The organism is Mesorhizobium sp. M0500 (assembly GCF_040321165.1).
Taxonomy (GTDB): domain Bacteria; phylum Pseudomonadota; class Alphaproteobacteria; order Rhizobiales; family Rhizobiaceae; genus Mesorhizobium.
In genome coordinates this window covers 283,533-301,558 of sequence record NZ_JAMYRB010000004.1, presented here as the reverse complement: position 1 = coordinate 301,558, position 18,026 = coordinate 283,533, and the positions used below count along the sequence as shown (strand labels likewise).

Below are 18,026 nucleotides of genomic sequence, written 5' to 3'. Positions count from 1 at the left end.
TTGAGCGTATACACATAAACGGCCGGTGATCTACCCCCCAACCGGTTAGGCTCGGCGCCAGTTCCCTCCCTACCCCTCAGGTCAACGACGCCGGGCCGCTCGGGTTCGCCCGGTCGCCCGCGGTCGAGACCGGATCGTCGACCTCTTCGATGTCGATCATCCCCCTCAAGCAGCACCCAACTGAACATACCAGCTGAACACATCGGCGATGCCCGCGTCTCTCGGCCTTCCCGTCGCCGGCCGCGGTCGCTAATCTCGGATTGCGAAAAAGCTGGAGAAGAGCGTATGGCGAACGACTTGTCGCCAAGGCTTTTGGAGATCGTCAATGCGCTGCCCTTGCGGCAGGGCATGCGAGTGCTGGAGATCGGCTGCGGACCGGGTGCTGCAGCGCGCGAGATCGCGCGCCGGATCGGCGGTGGGCACGTGCTGGCGATCGACCGCTCGGCCAAGGCCATCGCGCAGGCCGGGGCCGCCTCGCGCGCCGAGATTGCGGCAGGCCGGCTGAGCCTTCGCCAGATCGCCATCGAGGATTTCGAGTTGGAGGCCGATGAGAAGCACTTCGACATTGCCGTTGCCGGTGCGCGTCGGCGCGCTGGACGGGCGTCATCCCGAAGCAGGAAAAATTGCCCTGCGACGGCTCAAGGCGGCGTTGACCGCGCAAGGCCGGCTGTTCATCGACGGCGGCGATCCGCTGCGCGAAATTGCGATACATGGCTGAGCACCTCGTGCTTGGCCTCCGGAACCGAGCGTCTACGTGACCGTGAGCGGCAGAGCCGGCCTCAGCTCCGCAACCCCGGCGCCTCCTGCCCGGTGCGCTCGACATATTCGGTATAGCCGCCGCCATAGGTGTGGATGCCCTCGGGCGTCAGTTCCAGCACCCGGTTCGACAGCGCCGCCAGGAAATGGCGGTCGTGCGAGACGAACAGCATGGTTCCCTCGTACTGCGACAGTGCCGTGATCAGCATCTCCTTGGTGGCGATGTCGAGGTGGTTGGTCGGCTCGTCCAGCACCAGCAAATTGGGCGGATCGAACAGCATCAGCGCCATCACCAGCCGCGCCTTCTCGCCGCCCGACAGCACGCGGCATTTCTTCTCGATCTCGTCGCCGGAAAAGCCGAAGCAGCCGGCCAGCGCCCTGAGCGGCGCCTGGCCGGCCTGCGGAAATGCATCTTCCAGCGTCTGGAACACGGTGCGCTCGCCCTCCAGCACTTCCATGGCGTGCTGGGCGAAATAGCCCATCTTGACGCTGGGCCCGCGCGCCACCGTGCCATTGTCCGGCTCGGAAGCGCCAGCGACCAGCTTCAGCAGCGTCGACTTGCCGGCGCCGTTGACGCCCATGATGCACCAGCGCTCGCGGCGGCGCACCTGAAAATCCAATCCCTCGTAGATCGAGCGGCTGCCATAGCCCTTGTGCACGTTCTTCAGCGTCACCACGTCCTCGCCGCAGCGCGGCGCCGGCTGGAAGTCGAACGATACCTTCTGGCGGCGCTTGGGCGGCTCGACCCGGTCGATCTTGTCCAGCTTCTTCACCCGGCTCTGTACCTGGGCGGCATGTGAAGCCCGCGCCTTGAAGCGCTCGATGAAGGCGATCTCCTTGGCCAGCATCGCCTGCTGGCGCTCGAACTGCGCCTGCTGCTGCCGGTCGGCAATCGCCCGCTGCTGCTGGTAGAATTCGTAGTTGCCGGAGTAGGCGGTCAGCGAACCGCCGTCGATCTCGACCACCTTGTTGACGATGCGGTTCATGAACTCGCGGTCGTGCGAGGTCATCAGCAGCGCGCCGTCATAGTTCTTCAGGAACTGCTCCAGCCAGATCAGGCTTTCGAGGTCGAGATGGTTGCTCGGCTCGTCGAGCAGCATGGCGTCGGGCCGCATCAAAAGGATCCTGGCCAGTGCCACGCGCATTTTCCAGCCGCCGGACAGTTTGCCGACGTCGCCGTCCATCATCTCCTGGCTGAAGCCGAGCCCGTCGAGCACCTCGCGGGCGCGCCCGTCCAGCGCGTAGCCGTCGAGCTCCTCGAAGCGGTGCTGTGCCTCGCCGTAACGGACGATGATCTCGTCCATTTCACCGGCGCGATCGGGGTCGCCCATGGCGTGCTCGAGCTCGCGCATCTCGGCCGCCACTTCGCTCACCGGCCCGGCGCCGTCCATCACTTCGGCCACCGCACTGCGGCCCTCCATGTCGCCGACATCCTGGCTGAAATAGCCGATGGTGACGCCGCGATCGACGGAGACCTGGCCCTCGTCGGGCTGCTCCTCGCCGTTGATCATGCGAAACAGCGTCGTCTTGCCCGCGCCGTTAGGCCCGGCCAGCCCGACCTTCTCGCCCTTCTGCAACGCGGCGGAGGCTTCGATGAAGACAATCTGCCTGCCGTTCTGCTTGCTGATATTTTCGAGACGAATCATGGTTTTCCGGGGAAGGCCAAAGGAGAGTTCCCGCGCCAATACGCGATAGGCCGCGCTTGCGGAAGCCCGCAATTGATGAGGCGCCCCGCGCCAAATTGTCTGAACCCGCCAGTTGCTTCCCGGCTGGATCAGGCTTTGACGGCGTAGGGATGAGCCGGCGGATCAGCTATCGGTCAGGGCTTTTGTCGTCGCCAGTTTGACCCCGGCGGCGGCAAATGCCGCATTGTGTCGGGCGATGATCTCCGCGGCGGTCTCGCTGGCGGCGTCGAGCGTGCTGTGGGCGTCGGAAACCACGGTGACGCCCAGGCCCGCTGCAAAGGCGCCCTTCACCGTGGCCGCCACGCAGAAATCGGTCTGCGCGCCGATCAGAACGACCTCGCCGGCGCCCTGCCCGGCCACCCATTCTGCAAGGGCGGCATTGCTGAACGCATCGCCGACACGCTTGGCGAAAGTCGGCTCGTCCTCGGCCTGGCCGAGCGCCGGCCACACCGACCAGCCCGGCTCACCCGGCGCCAGAGGATCGCCCTGCGGGCCGTCATGCCTGATGAAGGCGATCTTGCGCCCGCTGCGCCGTGCCCATTCGATCAGCGCGCGGGTGCGGGCAACCATGCCGTCGGCATCATGGATCGGCGGTTCGGCGACACCGTCGAACATGCCGGTCTGAAGGTCAATCACGATGAGCGGCGCGGTGGCCGCGGGGCTGGTCCCTGACATGGTTTTTTATAGCACGAGGGCGGAGCTGATCAAGGATCAGGGCCGCGATGGCGCGCACGGGCAACCGCAAGTGGCTGGAGTTCGAGATATGTGACAATCCGCTTGCGGCAGCGCTAACATAGCGCGCCATTGGGATGTGGGTCAGTTCGAAATTCTGGCTATCGGCCGTGACCGGATTGCATTCGTGGCAAGCTCCTGCGAAGAAATTACCATGACACATGCAGCCGTAGCTTTCCTTGCGATCGTGACTTCGGTGTTGGTCGCGATCCTACCCGCACAATCGCAAGAGTGGACGCCCTCGGAGGACGCGGTTCGAGATGCAACGGAAACGGTTGGTCGCTATTTCCTTTCGCTCGATAGCCAAGAGTATGGGCGGGTATACGAAATGATAACTGATACCGCCAAAGCTTCGATCCCATCGAACGCCTTCGTGGAGCAAAGTAAACATTTTCATTCTCAGGCCGGCGCTGTGCGCGAGCGCCGGCTACTCAAATTCACGTGGTTGAAGGACCCAGAGAACGCTGCCTTTCCTGGCGTCTATGCCGCAGTCGACATAGCGGCGAAGTTTGAAAACATCGATCGTTACTGCGGCTATATTGTCCTCTATCAGCGGCCGTCAGGTGGAAATTTTCGAGTCATGCGGGTCGTAAGCAACTTCATCGACAACGCTACCGCGAAAAGCATTGAAAAGACCCAATCGAAACTCGAATTGGATCGAGCATGGGCCGAGTTGTCGGCTAACTGTCCGAATTTTCCATCGTGAAGGTGAGGCGGTCCGTTTTTGTACCTTCCGCGACCATCGGCTTTTCGGTTTCCCTCGCTTCGATCAGCGCAACGATGTCGGTGAACTCCTACAGTTTGCCGGCCCGAGGATGATGAACGCGGGGAGAGCGCAGCTTTTGTCCTCACCCAATCCCGCCCATCACGGCATAGGTGCCGGCGGTGCGCTTGTCACTAAACCCAAGCGCGATGTTTATCTCGTCCGATCGCCCTTCGCAAAGTAGCCGGCGGCCCGGACGATCACACCTGGCCCGATGTCCCATCCTCGCCAAAAATCCCGGTCACGCAGTCGATGAACACGCGTACCCGTGGCGCCAGCTGGCGGTTCTGCGGATAGAGCGCCGACAGCGGTGTCGGCGACGGCGGGTAATCCGGCAGCACTTCGACAAGCGTGCCGCGTGCGAAATCACCGGCGAAGCGGTAGTGCGGCGCCTGCACCAGGCCGAAGCCGAGACGCGCCAGCTCCGCCATCGTGTCGGAGCCGTTGACCGTCACCCGGTTGGGCAGGCTGACATAACTCAACGCGCCGCCGACGGTGAATTCGAGCGGCATGACCTCGCCGGTCCGCGACGAGCGGAAGCCGACCATCAGATGGCCTTCGAGATCGTCGAGGGTTGCCGGCAAGCCGAGGCGTTCGCCCGCGAAGCAGCGCGACCAACCTGACGAAAGCGCCAATGACGGCCAATGTCCCCCTCACTTCAATTCCACCCAGACCGGCGCGTGGTCGCTGGCGCCGGTCTCGCCACGCACGTCGCGGTCGATGCCCGCCGCTACCAGCCGGCGCGACAGCTTCTTGCTGAGCAAGATATGGTCGAGGCGCAGGCCGGCATCGCGCGGCCAGCGGTTGCGGCGGTAATCCCAGAATGTGTAGAGCGTCTCGTTCGGGTGCTTCTTGCGCAGCGCGTCAAGCCAGCCCTGATCGAGCAGCCGCTGGAACGATGCGCGGCTTTCCGGCTGGACCAGCGCGTTGTCGTCATAGGAGCGGGTCGGGTAAATGTCGCGCGGCTCGGGCACGATGTTGTAGTCGCCGGCCAGCACCACCGGCAGGCCGGTGTCGAGCAACTGCGCCGCATGCGCCTCCAGCCTTTCGTGCCATTTGAGCTTGTACTGGAATTCGGGCCGGGCTGCGGATTGCCGTTCGGCGCGTAGAGGCAGGCGACGACGATGCCGTTGACCGCAGCTTCGATGTAGCGCGCCTGCTGGTCGCTATCGTCGCCGGGCAGCGCCTCGCGGGTCAGAACGGGTTCTGCGCCACGCGAAAGGATGGCGACGCCGTTCCAGGTCGGCTGCCCGACCCAAACCGCGCCGTAGCCGGCCGCCGCCAGCGCAGTGCGCGGAAACTGCGTCTGTCTCGCCTTGAGCTCCTGCAGGCAGGCGATGTCGGGTTTGGCGGCGGCCAGCCATGCGAGCAGGTTCGGCAGCCGGCTGTTGATGTTGTTGACGTTGAAGGTGGCGATCTTCATCGGCCTGCTTCAGCGCACGATGCGTTCGGTCCACGCTTTCACTGCTTCAGCGAGCGTCTTCAGATGATCGGCGGTGGAGAAGCCGGAGATGTTTTTGCGCGGCTTCAGATCATGGTCGCCGTCTTCCAGCCAGAAAATCTCGATTGCGTCGGACAGAGCATAGGTCGCGACCTCGTCTTTGGTCCCGAACTCGTCGCGCGTGCCCTGGAAGATCACTGTCGGCGTCTTGAGATCGGCGAGGTGCTTTGTCCGAAGCTGCGTCGGTTTGCCCGGCGGATGGAAGGGATAGCCAAGGCAAAGCAGGCCCGAGATCTCGCCCTTTGAAAACATCTCGTCGGCGATCATCGAAGCGACGCGTCCGCCCATCGACTTGCCGCCGATGATCAGCGGACCCTTCACGCCCTTCGCCCGGAGGTCGGCGATCGCCTTGACGTATTCCGGGTTAACCGTCTCGGCGCGCGGCGGCGGCTTGCGGTGGCCATAGCGGCGGGCCGCCATGTAGTGGAATTCGAAGCGCGCAAGGCGGAAGCCGGCCGCCGCGAGCGCCTTTGCCGTGGCTGTCAGCGAGGGGGAGTCCATAGGAGCGCCTGCGCCATGGGCGAGCAAGATGGTGATTGGGGCGGTGTCGGGGCCGTCGAAGAGGAAGGTTGTCATGGGGACTCCAACGCTGGTGACCCCTTCTCCCCTTGTGGGAGAAGGTGGCCGAGCGAAGCTCGGTCGGATGAGGGGTGTTCCAGGGAACGCCGACGCCTCATTTCTTCCAACACCCCTCAACCGTCTCGGCGCTGCGCGCCGATCCACCTTCTCCCACAACAAGGGGAGAAGGAGGCGCTACTACCTCACCCCGCCGACATCCGCGCCAGCTGCAAATCCACGAACTGTATCCCCTTGGCGGCCGTGCGCGCCCATTCGGAGTTGGGATCGAGTTCGAGGTAGCGCACCCAGCGACGCCGCGCCTCGGCGAGATTGCCGGCGTCGAACTCCAGCCTCGCAAGGTTGAATACCGCGTCGGCATAATTGGGATCGAGTGCGATCGCCTTGAGCAAATGCCGGCGCGCCGACGCCGCCCGCCCCTCTTCGCTCATCAGCCCGGCGAGATTGAACCAGGCCTCTACGAAGCCGGGATCGAGCTTTATCGCGCGGGCATAGTCGTGCGCCGCCTCGGCCGCGTGGCCGGCGGCGCGCAGGCAGTTGGCGCGGTTGAAAGCGGCGATGGCATCGCTTGGGTCGATGACCAGGCAGCGCCGGTAGAGCGCCGCCGCCTGCTCGTGGTCTTCAGCCCCTTCCGCCGCCTCGGCATCGGCGAACAGCTCTTCCAGCGTGTCGTCATCCTGCGTTCCCAGATCGAACAGCAGCTGGCCGTCGAGTTCGCTCTGGCCGCCCTCGAGATAGATCGCATCGGCCCGCCCATGCTGTGAGCCGACGGCGAGCGACTTGGCGGTGAGCGAGGCGACCGGGCCCGACCGGTGCACCGAGCGCGCAATCGCCCCCCATGAGGCGCCGCCGGCAACCAGCCCGGCATATTTGCGGGCGAGGATCAGGTCGCGAAAGGAATACGGTTCGCAATCATGCTCGAAGGCATCGAACAGCGACAAAAGGTCGAGATCCTCGCCGGTCAGCCGCGACTGGTCGATCAGCGACTGCCGCGACAGCGCCGAAGCCTCCGGCGCTTTCATCAGGCCGAGCAGGCGCAGGAAGCCGTTCTCGCTGACCAGCTTGCGCCCGGCCGCGCGCTCGGTGACGACGCGGCGCTCAATCTCGGCATCATCGGCCTTGGCGAGGAACGTCCGCCCGAATACCACATGGGTGGTCCGTCTGGTGACTCCGCGCCGCAATTGGCCCTGCCGGCGCGCGACCTCGCGCGCCGCCATGCGAAGCGGAAACGCCGCGAGCGCGCCGATAGTGCCGAAGATCGTGCCAGTGGGCGCCGTCACCCTTTGCTCTTACCGACGGCCTGCAGCAGATTGGCCTTGAGCGGGTTTTCCTTGGCGCCGCCCTTGGCGGACTTTGCTTTGGCTGCCGGTTTCGTCGCCTCATCGGCCTTGCTCTTGGACTTGGCCGGCGGCTTGGCCGATTGGGACAGGCTCGCCTTCAGCGCATCCATGAGATTGATGACATTGCCGCGCTCGGGGGCCGCCGCGATGATCGGCTTATGGCCCTTCAGCTTCTCGCGGATCATCGCCATCAGCGCGATCTCGTAGCGGTCCTCGTAATTCTTCGGTTCGAAGGTGGTTTCCTTCTGCTTGATCAGCGCCTCGGCCAATTGCAGCATTTCGGGATCGGGGTTTCCGGCCGGGATATTGCCGAAATACTCAGCCGTGGCACGCACTTCGTTCGGATTCCTCAAGGTGCAGACGAACATGCCGTTCTCGCGCGCGCCGATCGTCACCACGCGCTCGCGGCTGGACAGCACCAGGCGGGCGATCGCCAGCTTGCCGGATTTGCGCATGGCTTCGCGCAGCACGGCGAAGGTCTCCTCGGCCATTGCGCCGTCCGGCGCCAGGTAATAGGGCGCGTCCTGATAGATGACGTCGACCGAATGCTCGTCGACAAAGGCCTCTATGTTCATCGTATGATTGGATTCGATGCGTACCGCATCGAGATCGGAGTCCTCGATGATGATGTACTGCTTGTCCTCGTATTCGTAGCCCTTGACCAGGTCTGAACGCTCGACCAGCCCGAGTTCGGGGTCGACCGGCTTCATGTTGATGCGGTTGTGCGTCTTCTTGTGCAGCTGGTTGAAGCTGATGCGCTCGCTGGCGCTGGTCGCCGGATAGAGCCGGACCGGACAGCTGACCAGACTGAGCTTGAGGTAACCTTTCCAACTTGCCCTGGGCGCCATGAAATACTCCTACGCGGCCTTGTGCTGTCGAACTGTTCGCAGCGTTCATTCGTCCGGAGGACGAACGGGACTGCCGAAATCCTACATTGCCCCTTACAATACCGGCAAATCCCTAGCGAAATCTTCCTCCGCTGAGAGCCGCCTGCAGGCAAGGGATCCGTGGCGAAGAATAATTCAAATTTTCCGGAGCGTCGATGGATTGCAGATCGGACCGGCGCACCGCCGTCACCATTCTACCGGACGGCTCTGTGCAGCGGCCAAAAGATCGGCCAAACCTGTGCCTCGACCCGCTTTGATGCTGGAGTTTCAATCTGATAACGCCGTTTGCGATCGGCCATGACCGATCGCCGGCCGGCTGGCAGACAATCGGCCAAATGATCGGCCAATTTTTCTATTAATCTAGAAAAAAACTATTTATGATTATGTACTTATTAATTCTGAAGATCGGCCAAAAATTGGAGGCAGCCGTACCATGGAAGAAAGCGTACAGCGGATCGAACCGGCCCGTCTGGAGGAAGTATCCGAGGAAATCTCGGATGCCCTGGCGGAATTGTCGGCGGCGTCCGCTACGTTGGGCGGCAGCCTTCATCCCCGTACAGCTGCCAACCTCGCCGATCTCGTGCGCATCATGAATACCTATTACAGCAACCTCATAGAGGGCCATGACACGCGTCCGCGCGACATCGAGCGCGCGCTGGCAGGAAATTTCGACAAGGATGAGGAACGGCGGAACCTGCAACTTGAAGCCGCCACTCACGTCAGGCTCCAGGCCGAGATCGACCGGATGGCTGCGCGGGGCCGATTACCTGATCCGGCTTCCCGCGCCTTCATCCTGTGGCTGCATCAGGAATTCTATCGGGATGCCGAGGAACTCATGCTGCGTGTCAAGGGTGCAGGGCGCGAATTTCTCATGGTGCCCGGGGAATGGCGATCGAAACTTGAGCACGATGTTGCGGTCGGCAGGCATCAACCGCCATCCAGCGTCCGCGTCGACGATTTCATGTGCTATTTCGAAACGCGCTACGGCTTCGCAAAGCTCGGCAAGGCAGGCCGGATACTCGCCATTCCTGCTGCGCATCATCGCTTCAATTTCATCCATCCATTTCCCGACGGCAACGGGCGCGTCAGCCGCTTGATGAGCCATGCGATGGCACATGAGGCAGGTATCGCCGCTCATGGATTGTGGTCGATTTCACGTGGACTGGCGCGAGGGCTGAAGAGTCGCAAAGACTACAAGACCATGATGGATCATGCCGACATGCCGCGCCAGGGCGATCTCGACGGCAGAGGCAATCTCTCACAGCGCGCGCTAGCGGATTTCACCCTGTGGTTCCTGCGCGTCTGTGTTGACCAAGTGACCTTCATGTCCGGCCTTTTTGATCTCGCCACGCTGGCAAAGCGTCTTCGCGCCTACGCTACAAGCAGCGAGTTGAAGCCGGAAGCCAGCCGTCTGCTGGAAGAGGCGCTGATACGCGGCGAATTCGAGCGAGGCGAAATCTCGCGCATTACCGGACTGCCCGAGCGGACCGCGCGGCGGGTTTTCAATGATGTCATTTCGCTTGGGCTGCTGGAATCCGAGACGCCCAAAGGGCCGGTATCCCTGCGCTTTCCCGCCAAGGCCTTGGACACGCTGTTCCCGAGGCTGTTTCCCGAAACATGAATCAACAGTCAGCCAGCCTCAGGTCCAACCGGCGGCAAATCCCTGGCGAAATCTTCCATGTCGGCCCAGGGATCGCCTGACGTCGCCAGCAGGCCCGGCAGCGACGAATAATTCAGATCCTGCGGAGCGTCGATGGATTCCAGATCGCTCCAGCTCACCGGCGTCGAGGCCGGCAAATTGGTGCGGGCGCGCAGCGAATAGGGAGCCGCAGAAGTGTGGCCGCGCGCATTGCGGTGATAATCGATGAAGATACGCCGCTTGCGGTTATCCTTGCCCATGGTGGTGGTGAAAGTGTCGGGCGCGGTGGCGGCAAGATGCGTCGAGATGGCGCTGGTCGCCTGGTGCAATTTCTTCCAGTTCTGCTTTTGCGTCACCGGCACTGATATGTGGATGCCGTGGCCGCCGGACGTCTTGGCGAACGGCACCAGCCCTAGCGCTTCCAGCTCGCCCTTAATGTGCACCGCCGCCTCAACCACCTCGCGCCAGGCGATCCCCTCGCCCGGGTCGAGGTCGAAAACGATCAGGTCCGGCTTGTCGAGCCGCGTGCGATGGGTGCCCCAGGTGTGGAACTCGACGACACCGAACTGCGCCAGCGCCAGATAGCCCTTGGCGTCTTCCACCGAGAGATAGGATTTGGTCTCGCCCTCCGAATTGGTCGCTTCGAAAGTCGCCACAGAGGACGGCATGCCGGTGAAGGCGTGGCGCTGGAAGAAACAGTCCTGCGGCCTGCCGGTCGGGCAGCGCACCAGCGACACCGGCCGGCCGAGAATGTGCGGCAGCATGAAATCGCCGACCAGCGCGTAATAGACGGCAATGTCGAGCTTGGTCGGGCCGGTCTTGCCGAACAGCCGTCGCGTCGGGTTGGTCACCCAGATGGTGGCGAGGTCGGCCTCGGCGATCAGCCGCTTGCGCTTGGCCGAAACCGGCGTCGACAGGCCGACGTCGCGCAGGCCGCGGAACACGGCATGGCGCAGCGCATTGTCGGTGGTCCGGTTGGCGTAGTGGATATGCGCCGAAAGCAGCGGCCGCACCCAGTTCATCTCGCGCATGATTTCGCGGGGAACCCCTTCGGGCGCGGATGCCCCGGCGCGCAACGGCTCCAGCCGCGCCAGCAACTCGCCGGCGGTGGCGGCGTCGAAGCCGGTGCCGACCTTGCCGCGATAGTGCAATTCGCCATCCTCGAATTCGCCGAGGCCGAGTGCGGCCAGCCCCTCGGCCGCATCGGAGACTGTGTAGCCGGCGATAACGAAATCGCCGGTCTGAAGCGCCTTGGTCTTGGTCCAGGTCTTGGTGCGGCCGCTCTGGTAGACCGCCGTAGCACGTTTCGAGACGACGCCCTCCAGCCCCATTTCCGATGCCTGGTCATAAAGCGCCTGGCCGTCGCCCTCGGCGTGATCGCTGTACTGGATGGCGGAGTTGGCGCCGAGACCGGACAGCAGCTGCGAAAGCAGCGTCTTGCGCCGGCGGAGCGGCACTTGCCTCAGGTCCCAGCCGTCGAGATAGAGAAGGTCGAAGGCATAGAAGTGGAGCTTGTTGCCGGCGCCTTCGGCCAGCGCATCCTGCAAAAGGGCAAAGCGGCTGATGCCCTTGGCGTCGAGCGCGACGACCTCGCCGTCGATGATCGCCTCGCGGCACGGCAGCCTGGCGAAGGCAAGCGGAAGGTCGCCATAGCGCTTCGTCCAGTCGAGGCCGGCGCGGGTGATCAGCCTGACCTTCCCATCGGAAACATGCGCCATGGTGCGGTAGCCGTCGAACTTGATCTCGTGCAGCCAGGCTTCGCGCGTTCGGGCCGCTGGGTCATCGCCGCCCGGCGGCTTCGGAACCTGCGTGGTCAGCTGCGGCTCGATCCGGGAAGGCGGCGGCGCCTTGACGGCGCCCGGCAAAGCGCCGGGTTTCAGCACCACCGGCCTGGCAGGTTTGGCGGCAGGCTTCGGCGTTGCCACCAGCTCCTCGATGCGGCGTCCGGATTTGACGCTTTCCGGCCGGGCTTCCAGTATGTCGAGCTTGGCGTCGGCGGCGAGATCGCGCTCCTTGAACAGCAGCCAGTTCTTCTTGCCCTCATCGTCGCCGGGCTTCGGTTTCAGCCGCGTCAGCATCCAGCCGCCATTCAGCTTTTCGCCGGCGAGGCGGAACTTGAAGGAACCGGTGCGCAGGCTCTTCTCGACATCGTCCATCGGCGCCCAGACGCCGGTGTCCCAGACGATCATCGGCCCGCCGCCATATTCGCCTTCGGGAATGACACCTTCGAAGTCGATATACTCGAGCGGATGGTCCTCGGTCTCGACCGCCAGCCGTTTGTCGGCGGGGTTGAGCGACGGGCCGCGCGGCACCGCCCAGCTCTTCAGCACGTCGCCGACCTGCAGGCGCAGATCGTAGTGGTCGGCGGTGGCGTGATGCTTGTGGACAACGAAACGATTGCCCTCAACCAGACCGCCGGCTGGTTCCGGCGTCCTCGTGAACTCGCGCTTGGCGCGATAAGCCTTGAGCTTCGAAGGAGCTGGCATGGACTAGGCGCGGGTGGTGGGCAAAAGCAACGAGCGCGGCATCAAAATCCCATCGCAGCGGCGCTCCAATGTCACGGCATGGATCCCAGGGTCTCCGCGACGTCGCTTAGCTCCTGCTCCGCCCTGGGATGACGAAGGATGGCAGGTCACGCCGCTCAATCGTCGGTGGCCGGCGTCAATTCGAGTTCGGCCGGCGACAGGCCCTGCTGCAGCTGGCTGAGCCGGAATTCGTCGACCCAATAGGCCTCGCCGTCGACCAGCACGCGCGCGCTGTAGCTGCCGGCCGAAAAACGCTGCGCAGTGATGTACACCTTGTGGCGGTCGAGCGCGTTCCGCACCGCGGCGCGCTTGGATTTCTGACTGGCGACGGAACTGGCCATGCTGGTTACTCACGCACAAGCCGCAAGGCGGCGTGCCTTAAGGATGGCCGAGAGCGGCTCGGCTGTCAATTTGGCGGCCGCACTGAGCCCTCGCGCGGTGGCGCCTCCCGCTCTGTGGAAATCGAGCCGGTGCGCTATATTGCCCTGGCGGCTTGGAACGCGATGCTGGTCCGGAGAGCTTCACATGACAGTGACGATGCGCAAACTCGGCAGCCAGGGGCTGCAAGTCTCGGCAATCGGTCTCGGCTGCATGGGCATGAGCCAGTCCTACGGCCCGGCCGACGAGGCGGAATCGACCGCCACGCTGCACCGCGCCATCGAACTCGGCTGCACCTTCCTCGACACCGCGGAAGTGTACGGGCCGTTCACCAACGAGGAACTGCTCGGCCGCGCGCTGAAGGGCCGGCGCGATGAGGTGACGATCGCGACGAAATTCGGCTTCCGCATTGAAAACGGCAAGCAAGTCGGCACCGAGCGCGACAGCCGGCCCGAACATATCCGCGAGGCTTTGGAAGGTTCGCTGAGGAGGCTCGCCACCGACCACGTCGACCTCCTCTATCAGCACCGCGTCGATCCGGCGGTGCCGATCGAGGATGTGGCGGGCGCTGTCGGCGAGCTGATCGCTCAGGGCAAGGTCCGCTTCTTCGGCCTCTCTGAAGCCGGCGCCGCCAATATCCGCCGGGCGCATGCCGTGCATCCGGTGTCGGCCGTGCAGAGCGAATATTCGCTGTGGGAGCGCAATCTGGAGCCGGAAATCATTACGCTGCTGAAAGAGCTCGGCATCGGCCTGGTGCCGTTCTCGCCGCTCGGCCGCGGTTTTCTCACCGGCGATGTCAGGCGCGCCGAAGACTATCCGGAGGGCGATTACCGGCGCGGCGATCCGCGCTACCAGGGCGCCAACTATGACGCCAACATGCGGGCGGCGGCCACGGTACTCGACATCGCCGCGGCGAAGCCCGTCAAGCCAGGTCAGATCGCGCTGGCCTGGCTGCTCCACAAGGGGAGCGACTTCGGCATCGACATCGTCCCGATCCCCGGCACCAAGCGCAGAAAATACCTCGAGGAGAACGTCGCCGCGGCTTCGATCAGGCTCGACCCAGCCGAGATGCAAGTGCTCGACGACGCGCTGGCGCCGGGAAAGGTCGCCGGGCCGCGCTACGGCGAGCGCACCATGGTGATGATCGATCGGTAGGTCTTGCCTGCCCCCGTTCTTGCGCAAAGCTCCGGCCTTGGCTAGCATCCGCCGGCAGGCACCGAGCGGAGGAGAACGTCGCGGTGGACCGGCTGGAGCGCCGTGCGTCCCTTCAAAGCGAGTTGGGCGCTCAAAGGACACTCCATTTTTGAATCGACGCAAGGAACCTTCCGGAAAACCCATTCCGGTTTCGGGGTCATGCGCTCATCTGGGAGGAGACTAAATTGATCAACAGACGTGAATTCCTGCTGTCGTCGGCGGCGATGGGCGCCTTGGCGCTAGCCGCTCCGCGACTGGCTTTTGCGCAGGACAAGCTGACCATCCTTGGTTCGGTGCCGAGCCTCGGCTTTCCATTCTTCGTGCACATGCTGAACCAGATCAAAGCTGAGGCCCAGGCGCAAGGCGTCAACCTGGTCGAGAGCGACGGCCAGAATTCGGCGCCCAAGCAGACCGCCGATATCGAAGCGGCGCTGGTGCAGAAGGTCAACGCCATCGTCATCTCGCCGCTCGACGTCAACGCGCTGGCCCCAGCCATCGAGGAAGCGGTCAAGGCCGGCGTTCCCGTCGTCACCATCGACCGCCGCGTCGAAGGCGTCGAAGGCATCCTCGCCCATGTCGGCGCCGACAATGTCAAGGGCGGCGAGGCCGAAGCACAGGCCATGGTGGCGGCGTTCCCGAACGGCGCCAAGATCTTCCATCTGCAGGGTCAGCCCGGCGCCGGCCCGGCGATCGACCGTAACAAGGGTGTGCACAACGTCCTCGATCCCATGAAGGACAAGTACCAGATCATCTTCGAGCAGACCGCCAACTTCGCCCGCGCCGAGGCGCTGTCCGTCACCGAGGCCGGCCTTGCCGCCAACGGCAAGCCCGACGCGATCATCTGCGCCAACGACGACATGGCGCTTGGCGCGGTTGAAGCCTGCGCGGCGCGCAACTTCACCGACGTCAAAATCTATGGCTTCGACGCGCTTCCCGAAGCGCTGGTCGCCGTGCGCGACGGCAAACTGGCCGGCACGGTCGAGCAATTCCCCGGCGAACAATCGCGCACCGCCGTGCAGATCGCGGTCGCTTACGCCAGGGACAAGACCGAGCCAAAGGAAAAGCTGGTGCTTTTGACGCCGATCGTCATCGGCAAGGACAATCTCGACAAGGCGGAGAGGCTGGGCGAGACGAAGTAGGCGAAGCCGACGGGACAGCCCCCCTCTGGCCTGCCGGCCATCTCCCCCTCAAGGGGGGAGATTGGATGTCACGTCGGCTTTCGCTAGTTTTCGATCTTGCAGAAGAGGCGAAGCCAATGAAGCTGCCAATCTCCCCACTTGAGGGGAGATGGCCGGCAGGCCAGAGGGGGGCGCTGCCCCGCCAGCCTTGCGTGACAACCGAATGATCGAGGAGCAAACTTTGCCCAAGGCAGCCGCCATCGCGCCCTCTCCCGCCCTGCTCACCGTCGAGGGCGTGACCAAGCGCTTTGCCGGCGTCACCGCGCTGAACGACGTTTCGCTCGAAGTCCGCCCCGGCGAGATACTCGGCCTGCTCGGCGAGAACGGCGCCGGCAAATCGACGCTGCTCAAGATCCTGTCCGGCGTGATGCCGCCGTCCAGTGGTCGCATCGTCTTCGACGGTGTCGAATTCAATCCGCACAATCCGCAGGATGCCAAGCGCCACGGCATCGTCACCATCTACCAGGAACTGAGCCTGATCCCCACGCTGACCGTGGCGGAGAATATTTTCATCGGCCGCGCGCCGCTCGGCCGGTTCGGGCTGGTGAGTTGGCGGCGAATGGAGCAAGATTCGCGCGCGATCATCGCCCGCGTCGGTCTCGACCTCGACCCGGCGACGCCGGTTTCCGCATTGTCGGTGGCCGAGCAGCAGCTGGTCGAGATCGCCCGCGCGCTATCGCTGAAGAGCCGCTTGATCATCATGGACGAGCCGACCTCGGCGCTGACCGAAACCGAAGTGCACAGGCTGATGTCGATCATGGACCGGCTGCGCAAGGATGGCGTCGCCATCATGTTCGTCACCCACCGGCTAGAGGAGGCATCGGCGATCTGCGACCGCATGACGGTGCTGCGCGACGGCAGGCTGGCCGGCCATCTCGACCGCGAAGGCGGGCCGATCAGGTTGCCGAAGATCATCGAGAAGATGGTCGGCCGTGCCGCTTCCGAGCTCTATGCCAGGCCGACGCAGCGCGATGTCGCCGGCGACGTCCGGCTCTCGGTGCGCGGCCTGCGCACGGTGCGCGATCCGCAGGCGCCGCACGCCATCGTGCTCGAAGGCGTCGATCTCGACCTCAAGGCGGGCGAAATCCTCGGCGTCGCCGGGCTCGTCGGCTCCGGCCGCACCGAGCTCGCCCGCGCCATCTTCGGCGCCGACCGCATTGCAGCCGGCACCATCATGCTCGACGGCAAGCCGATCGCGCCCGCCTCACCCGCCGACGCCATCGAGCTCGGCATCGGGCTGGTTCCGGAAGACCGCAAGCACCAGGCAATCTTCGCAGCACTCGCCATCCTCACCAATTTCTCGATCGCCGCGCTCGACCGCTACTCCAATGTCGGCTTCATGGCCGAGCGGCGAGAGCGCGAGGCGTTGGCGAACTACAGGAAGACGCTGTCGATCCGCATGGCCTCGCCCGAGCAGGCGATCGAGGGACTATCCGGTGGCAACCAGCAGAAGGTCATCCTTGCCCGCTGGCTGGCACGCGATCCCAAGGTGCTGATCGTCGATGAACCGACGCGTGGTGTCGATGTCGGCGCCAAGGCGGAGGTGCACCAGATCCTGGTAGAGCTCGCGGCACGCGGCATCGCCATCATGATGATCTCGTCCGAGCTGCCCGAAGTGCTTGCGGTGTCGGACAGGATCGTCACCATGCGGCGCGGGCGCATTACCGGCGAGATGCCCGGCATCGAGGCGACCGAGGAGAAACTGATGGAACTGATGGCGCTCGACCAGAAGCAGGAAGCAACGCAATGACCAGCACGACCGAACGAAGCCAGCGCGGCGGCGTCAATCTTGCGCGCCTGCTGATGAGCTTCGGCCCGCTGATGTTCCTGGCGTTGCTGATTGTCGTCTTCACCGTGCTGAAGCCGAGCTTCATCGACCCGATCAACCTGTTCAACATCATGCGCCAGATCTCGATCACCGGGCTGATCGCGCTCGGCATGACCTTCGTCATCCTGACGGCCGGTATCGATCTGTCGGTCGGCTCGCTGCTCGCCTTCTGCGGCATGGTCGCGGCGGTGGTGGCCAAAGGCGGCACCGCCAACACGCTGTCGCTGTCGACGTCTGGCACGCAAGGCTACGGCTGGTTCGCCGCCCTTCTCGCCGCCGTCGTCGTCGGCGCCATGGCCGGCGGCGTCCAGGGTTTTGCCATCACCAGGCTGAAAGTGCCGCCCTTCGTCGTCACGCTCGGCGGCCTCACCGTGTTTCGCGGCCTGACCTTGACGATTTCCAATGGCGGCCCGATCTCCGGCTTCGACGCCTCGATGCGCTGGTTCGGTACCGGCCTGATCGGCCCGGTGCCGGTGCCGGCGATCATCTTCGCGATTGCCGCGATCCTTTGCCATATCGTGCTGCGCTACACACGTTACGGCCGCGCGGTCTATGCCGTCGGCGGCAATGCCGAGGCGGCACGGCTCTCCGGCCTGCGTGTCGACCGCATCCTGATCTCGGTCTACATCATCGTCGGCTTCTTCGCCGGCCTTGCCGCCTTCGTTTTGTCGGCGCGGCTCAACTCCTCCGAAGCCGTCGCCGGCATCGGCTACGAGTTGACGGTGATCTCGGCGGTCGTTATCGGCGGCACCTCGCTGTTCGGCGGCATCGGCAGCGTCGGCGGCACGGTGGTCGGTGCAGGACTGATCGGCGTCTTGCAGAACGGGCTGCAGTTCAACAACGTCTCGTCCTACACGCAAAGCATCGTCATCGGCCTGATCCTCATCCTCGCGGTGGCCTTCGATCGCTGGCTGAAATCGCGGGTGAGGCGGTGATACAGGTGCCATACCTATCCAGGTCGGCGGGCCAGCACCCCCCCTCTGTCCTGCCGGACATCTCCCCCTCAAGGGGGAGATTGGACGTCGCTCCAGCTTTCGCCAATCT

General features: G+C 64.1%; 13 protein-coding genes and 3 pseudogenes. 7 read left to right on the top strand and 9 right to left on the bottom strand.

Annotated elements, in window-relative coordinates; all coding sequences use genetic code 11:
* Window positions 1–285 precede the first annotated feature (285 nt).
* Window positions 286–718, top strand: a pseudogene (locus tag NKI70_RS10930) (SAM-dependent methyltransferase).
* Between the two features lie 61 nt (window positions 719–779).
* Here NKI70_RS10930 and NKI70_RS10925 read toward each other — a convergent pair.
* Together NKI70_RS10925 and NKI70_RS10920 are read right to left on the bottom strand one after the other, a co-directional pair.
* Window positions 780–2,402, bottom strand: coding sequence for an ABC-F family ATP-binding cassette domain-containing protein (locus NKI70_RS10925; protein ID WP_352699811.1), 1,623 nt, complete (start codon window positions 2,400–2,402; stop codon window positions 780–782).
* A gap of 162 nt (window positions 2,403–2,564) precedes the next feature.
* Window positions 2,565–3,116, bottom strand: a complete 552-nt coding sequence (locus NKI70_RS10920; protein ID WP_352699809.1) for an isochorismatase family protein — start codon at window positions 3,114–3,116, stop codon at window positions 2,565–2,567.
* A 211-nt stretch (window positions 3,117–3,327) separates the two neighbouring features.
* On the opposite strand from NKI70_RS10920, the gene NKI70_RS10915 reads away from it, so the two are divergent.
* Window positions 3,328–3,879: a DUF4019 domain-containing protein gene (locus NKI70_RS10915; protein ID WP_352699807.1), complete on the top strand. Its 552-nt coding sequence runs from the start codon at window positions 3,328–3,330 to the stop codon at window positions 3,877–3,879.
* Between the two features lie 257 nt (window positions 3,880–4,136).
* Here NKI70_RS10915 and NKI70_RS10910 read toward each other — a convergent pair.
* The 5 genes and pseudogenes from NKI70_RS10910 to ku all read right to left on the bottom strand — a co-directional run.
* Window positions 4,137–4,532: pseudogene (locus NKI70_RS10910) on the bottom strand (LysR substrate-binding domain-containing protein); the annotation flags it as partial.
* 57 nt (window positions 4,533–4,589) lie between these two features.
* Window positions 4,590–5,359: pseudogene (locus NKI70_RS10905) on the bottom strand (exodeoxyribonuclease III).
* Window positions 5,360–5,368: 9 nt separating this feature from the next.
* Window positions 5,369–6,013, bottom strand: coding sequence for an alpha/beta hydrolase family protein (locus NKI70_RS10900; RefSeq protein ID WP_352699803.1), 645 nt, complete (start codon window positions 6,011–6,013; stop codon window positions 5,369–5,371).
* A 185-nt stretch (window positions 6,014–6,198) separates the two neighbouring features.
* Window positions 6,199–7,230: a tetratricopeptide repeat protein gene (locus NKI70_RS10895; protein ID WP_352699877.1), complete on the bottom strand. Its 1,032-nt coding sequence runs from the start codon at window positions 7,228–7,230 to the stop codon at window positions 6,199–6,201.
* A 59-nt stretch (window positions 7,231–7,289) separates the two neighbouring features.
* A complete protein-coding gene (ku, locus tag NKI70_RS10890) occupies window positions 7,290–8,201 on the bottom strand; it encodes a non-homologous end joining protein Ku (RefSeq protein ID WP_352638110.1) in 912 nt (303 codons plus the stop codon).
* Between the two features lie 472 nt (window positions 8,202–8,673).
* Here ku and NKI70_RS10885 point away from each other — a divergent pair, with 472 nt between their 5' ends.
* A complete protein-coding gene (locus NKI70_RS10885; RefSeq protein ID WP_352571360.1) occupies window positions 8,674–9,861 on the top strand; it encodes a Fic family protein in 1,188 nt (395 codons plus the stop codon).
* 8 nt (window positions 9,862–9,869) lie between these two features.
* Here the strand turns inward: NKI70_RS10885 and ligD are convergent, their stop codons facing one another.
* Together ligD and NKI70_RS10875 are read right to left on the bottom strand one after the other, a co-directional pair.
* Window positions 9,870–12,365 carry a DNA ligase D gene (ligD, locus tag NKI70_RS10880; RefSeq protein WP_352699801.1) on the bottom strand — a complete coding sequence of 832 codons (2,496 nt, stop codon included), beginning with the start codon at window positions 12,363–12,365 and terminating at the stop codon, window positions 9,870–9,872.
* A gap of 155 nt (window positions 12,366–12,520) precedes the next feature.
* On the bottom strand, window positions 12,521–12,745 hold the full coding sequence (locus NKI70_RS10875; protein ID WP_023675682.1) for a hypothetical protein: 225 nt from the start codon (window positions 12,743–12,745) through the stop codon (window positions 12,521–12,523).
* A gap of 184 nt (window positions 12,746–12,929) precedes the next feature.
* Here NKI70_RS10875 and NKI70_RS10870 point away from each other — a divergent pair, with 184 nt between their 5' ends.
* From NKI70_RS10870 to NKI70_RS10855, 4 genes are all read left to right on the top strand, one after another.
* Window positions 12,930–13,937: an aldo/keto reductase gene (locus NKI70_RS10870; protein WP_352724580.1), complete on the top strand. Its 1,008-nt coding sequence runs from the start codon at window positions 12,930–12,932 to the stop codon at window positions 13,935–13,937.
* Between the two features lie 227 nt (window positions 13,938–14,164).
* On the top strand, window positions 14,165–15,115 hold the full coding sequence (locus NKI70_RS10865) for a substrate-binding domain-containing protein (RefSeq protein WP_023675680.1): 951 nt from the start codon (window positions 14,165–14,167) through the stop codon (window positions 15,113–15,115).
* 220 nt (window positions 15,116–15,335) lie between these two features.
* Entirely contained in the window at window positions 15,336–16,904 is a 1,569-nt protein-coding gene (locus NKI70_RS10860; protein WP_502896743.1) for a sugar ABC transporter ATP-binding protein, read from the top strand.
* Window positions 16,901–17,917: an ABC transporter permease gene (locus NKI70_RS10855; protein ID WP_352571364.1), complete on the top strand. Its 1,017-nt coding sequence runs from the start codon at window positions 16,901–16,903 to the stop codon at window positions 17,915–17,917. The genes NKI70_RS10860 and NKI70_RS10855 overlap by 4 nt, the downstream gene beginning before the upstream one ends.
* Window positions 17,918–18,026: the final 109 nt, after the last annotated feature.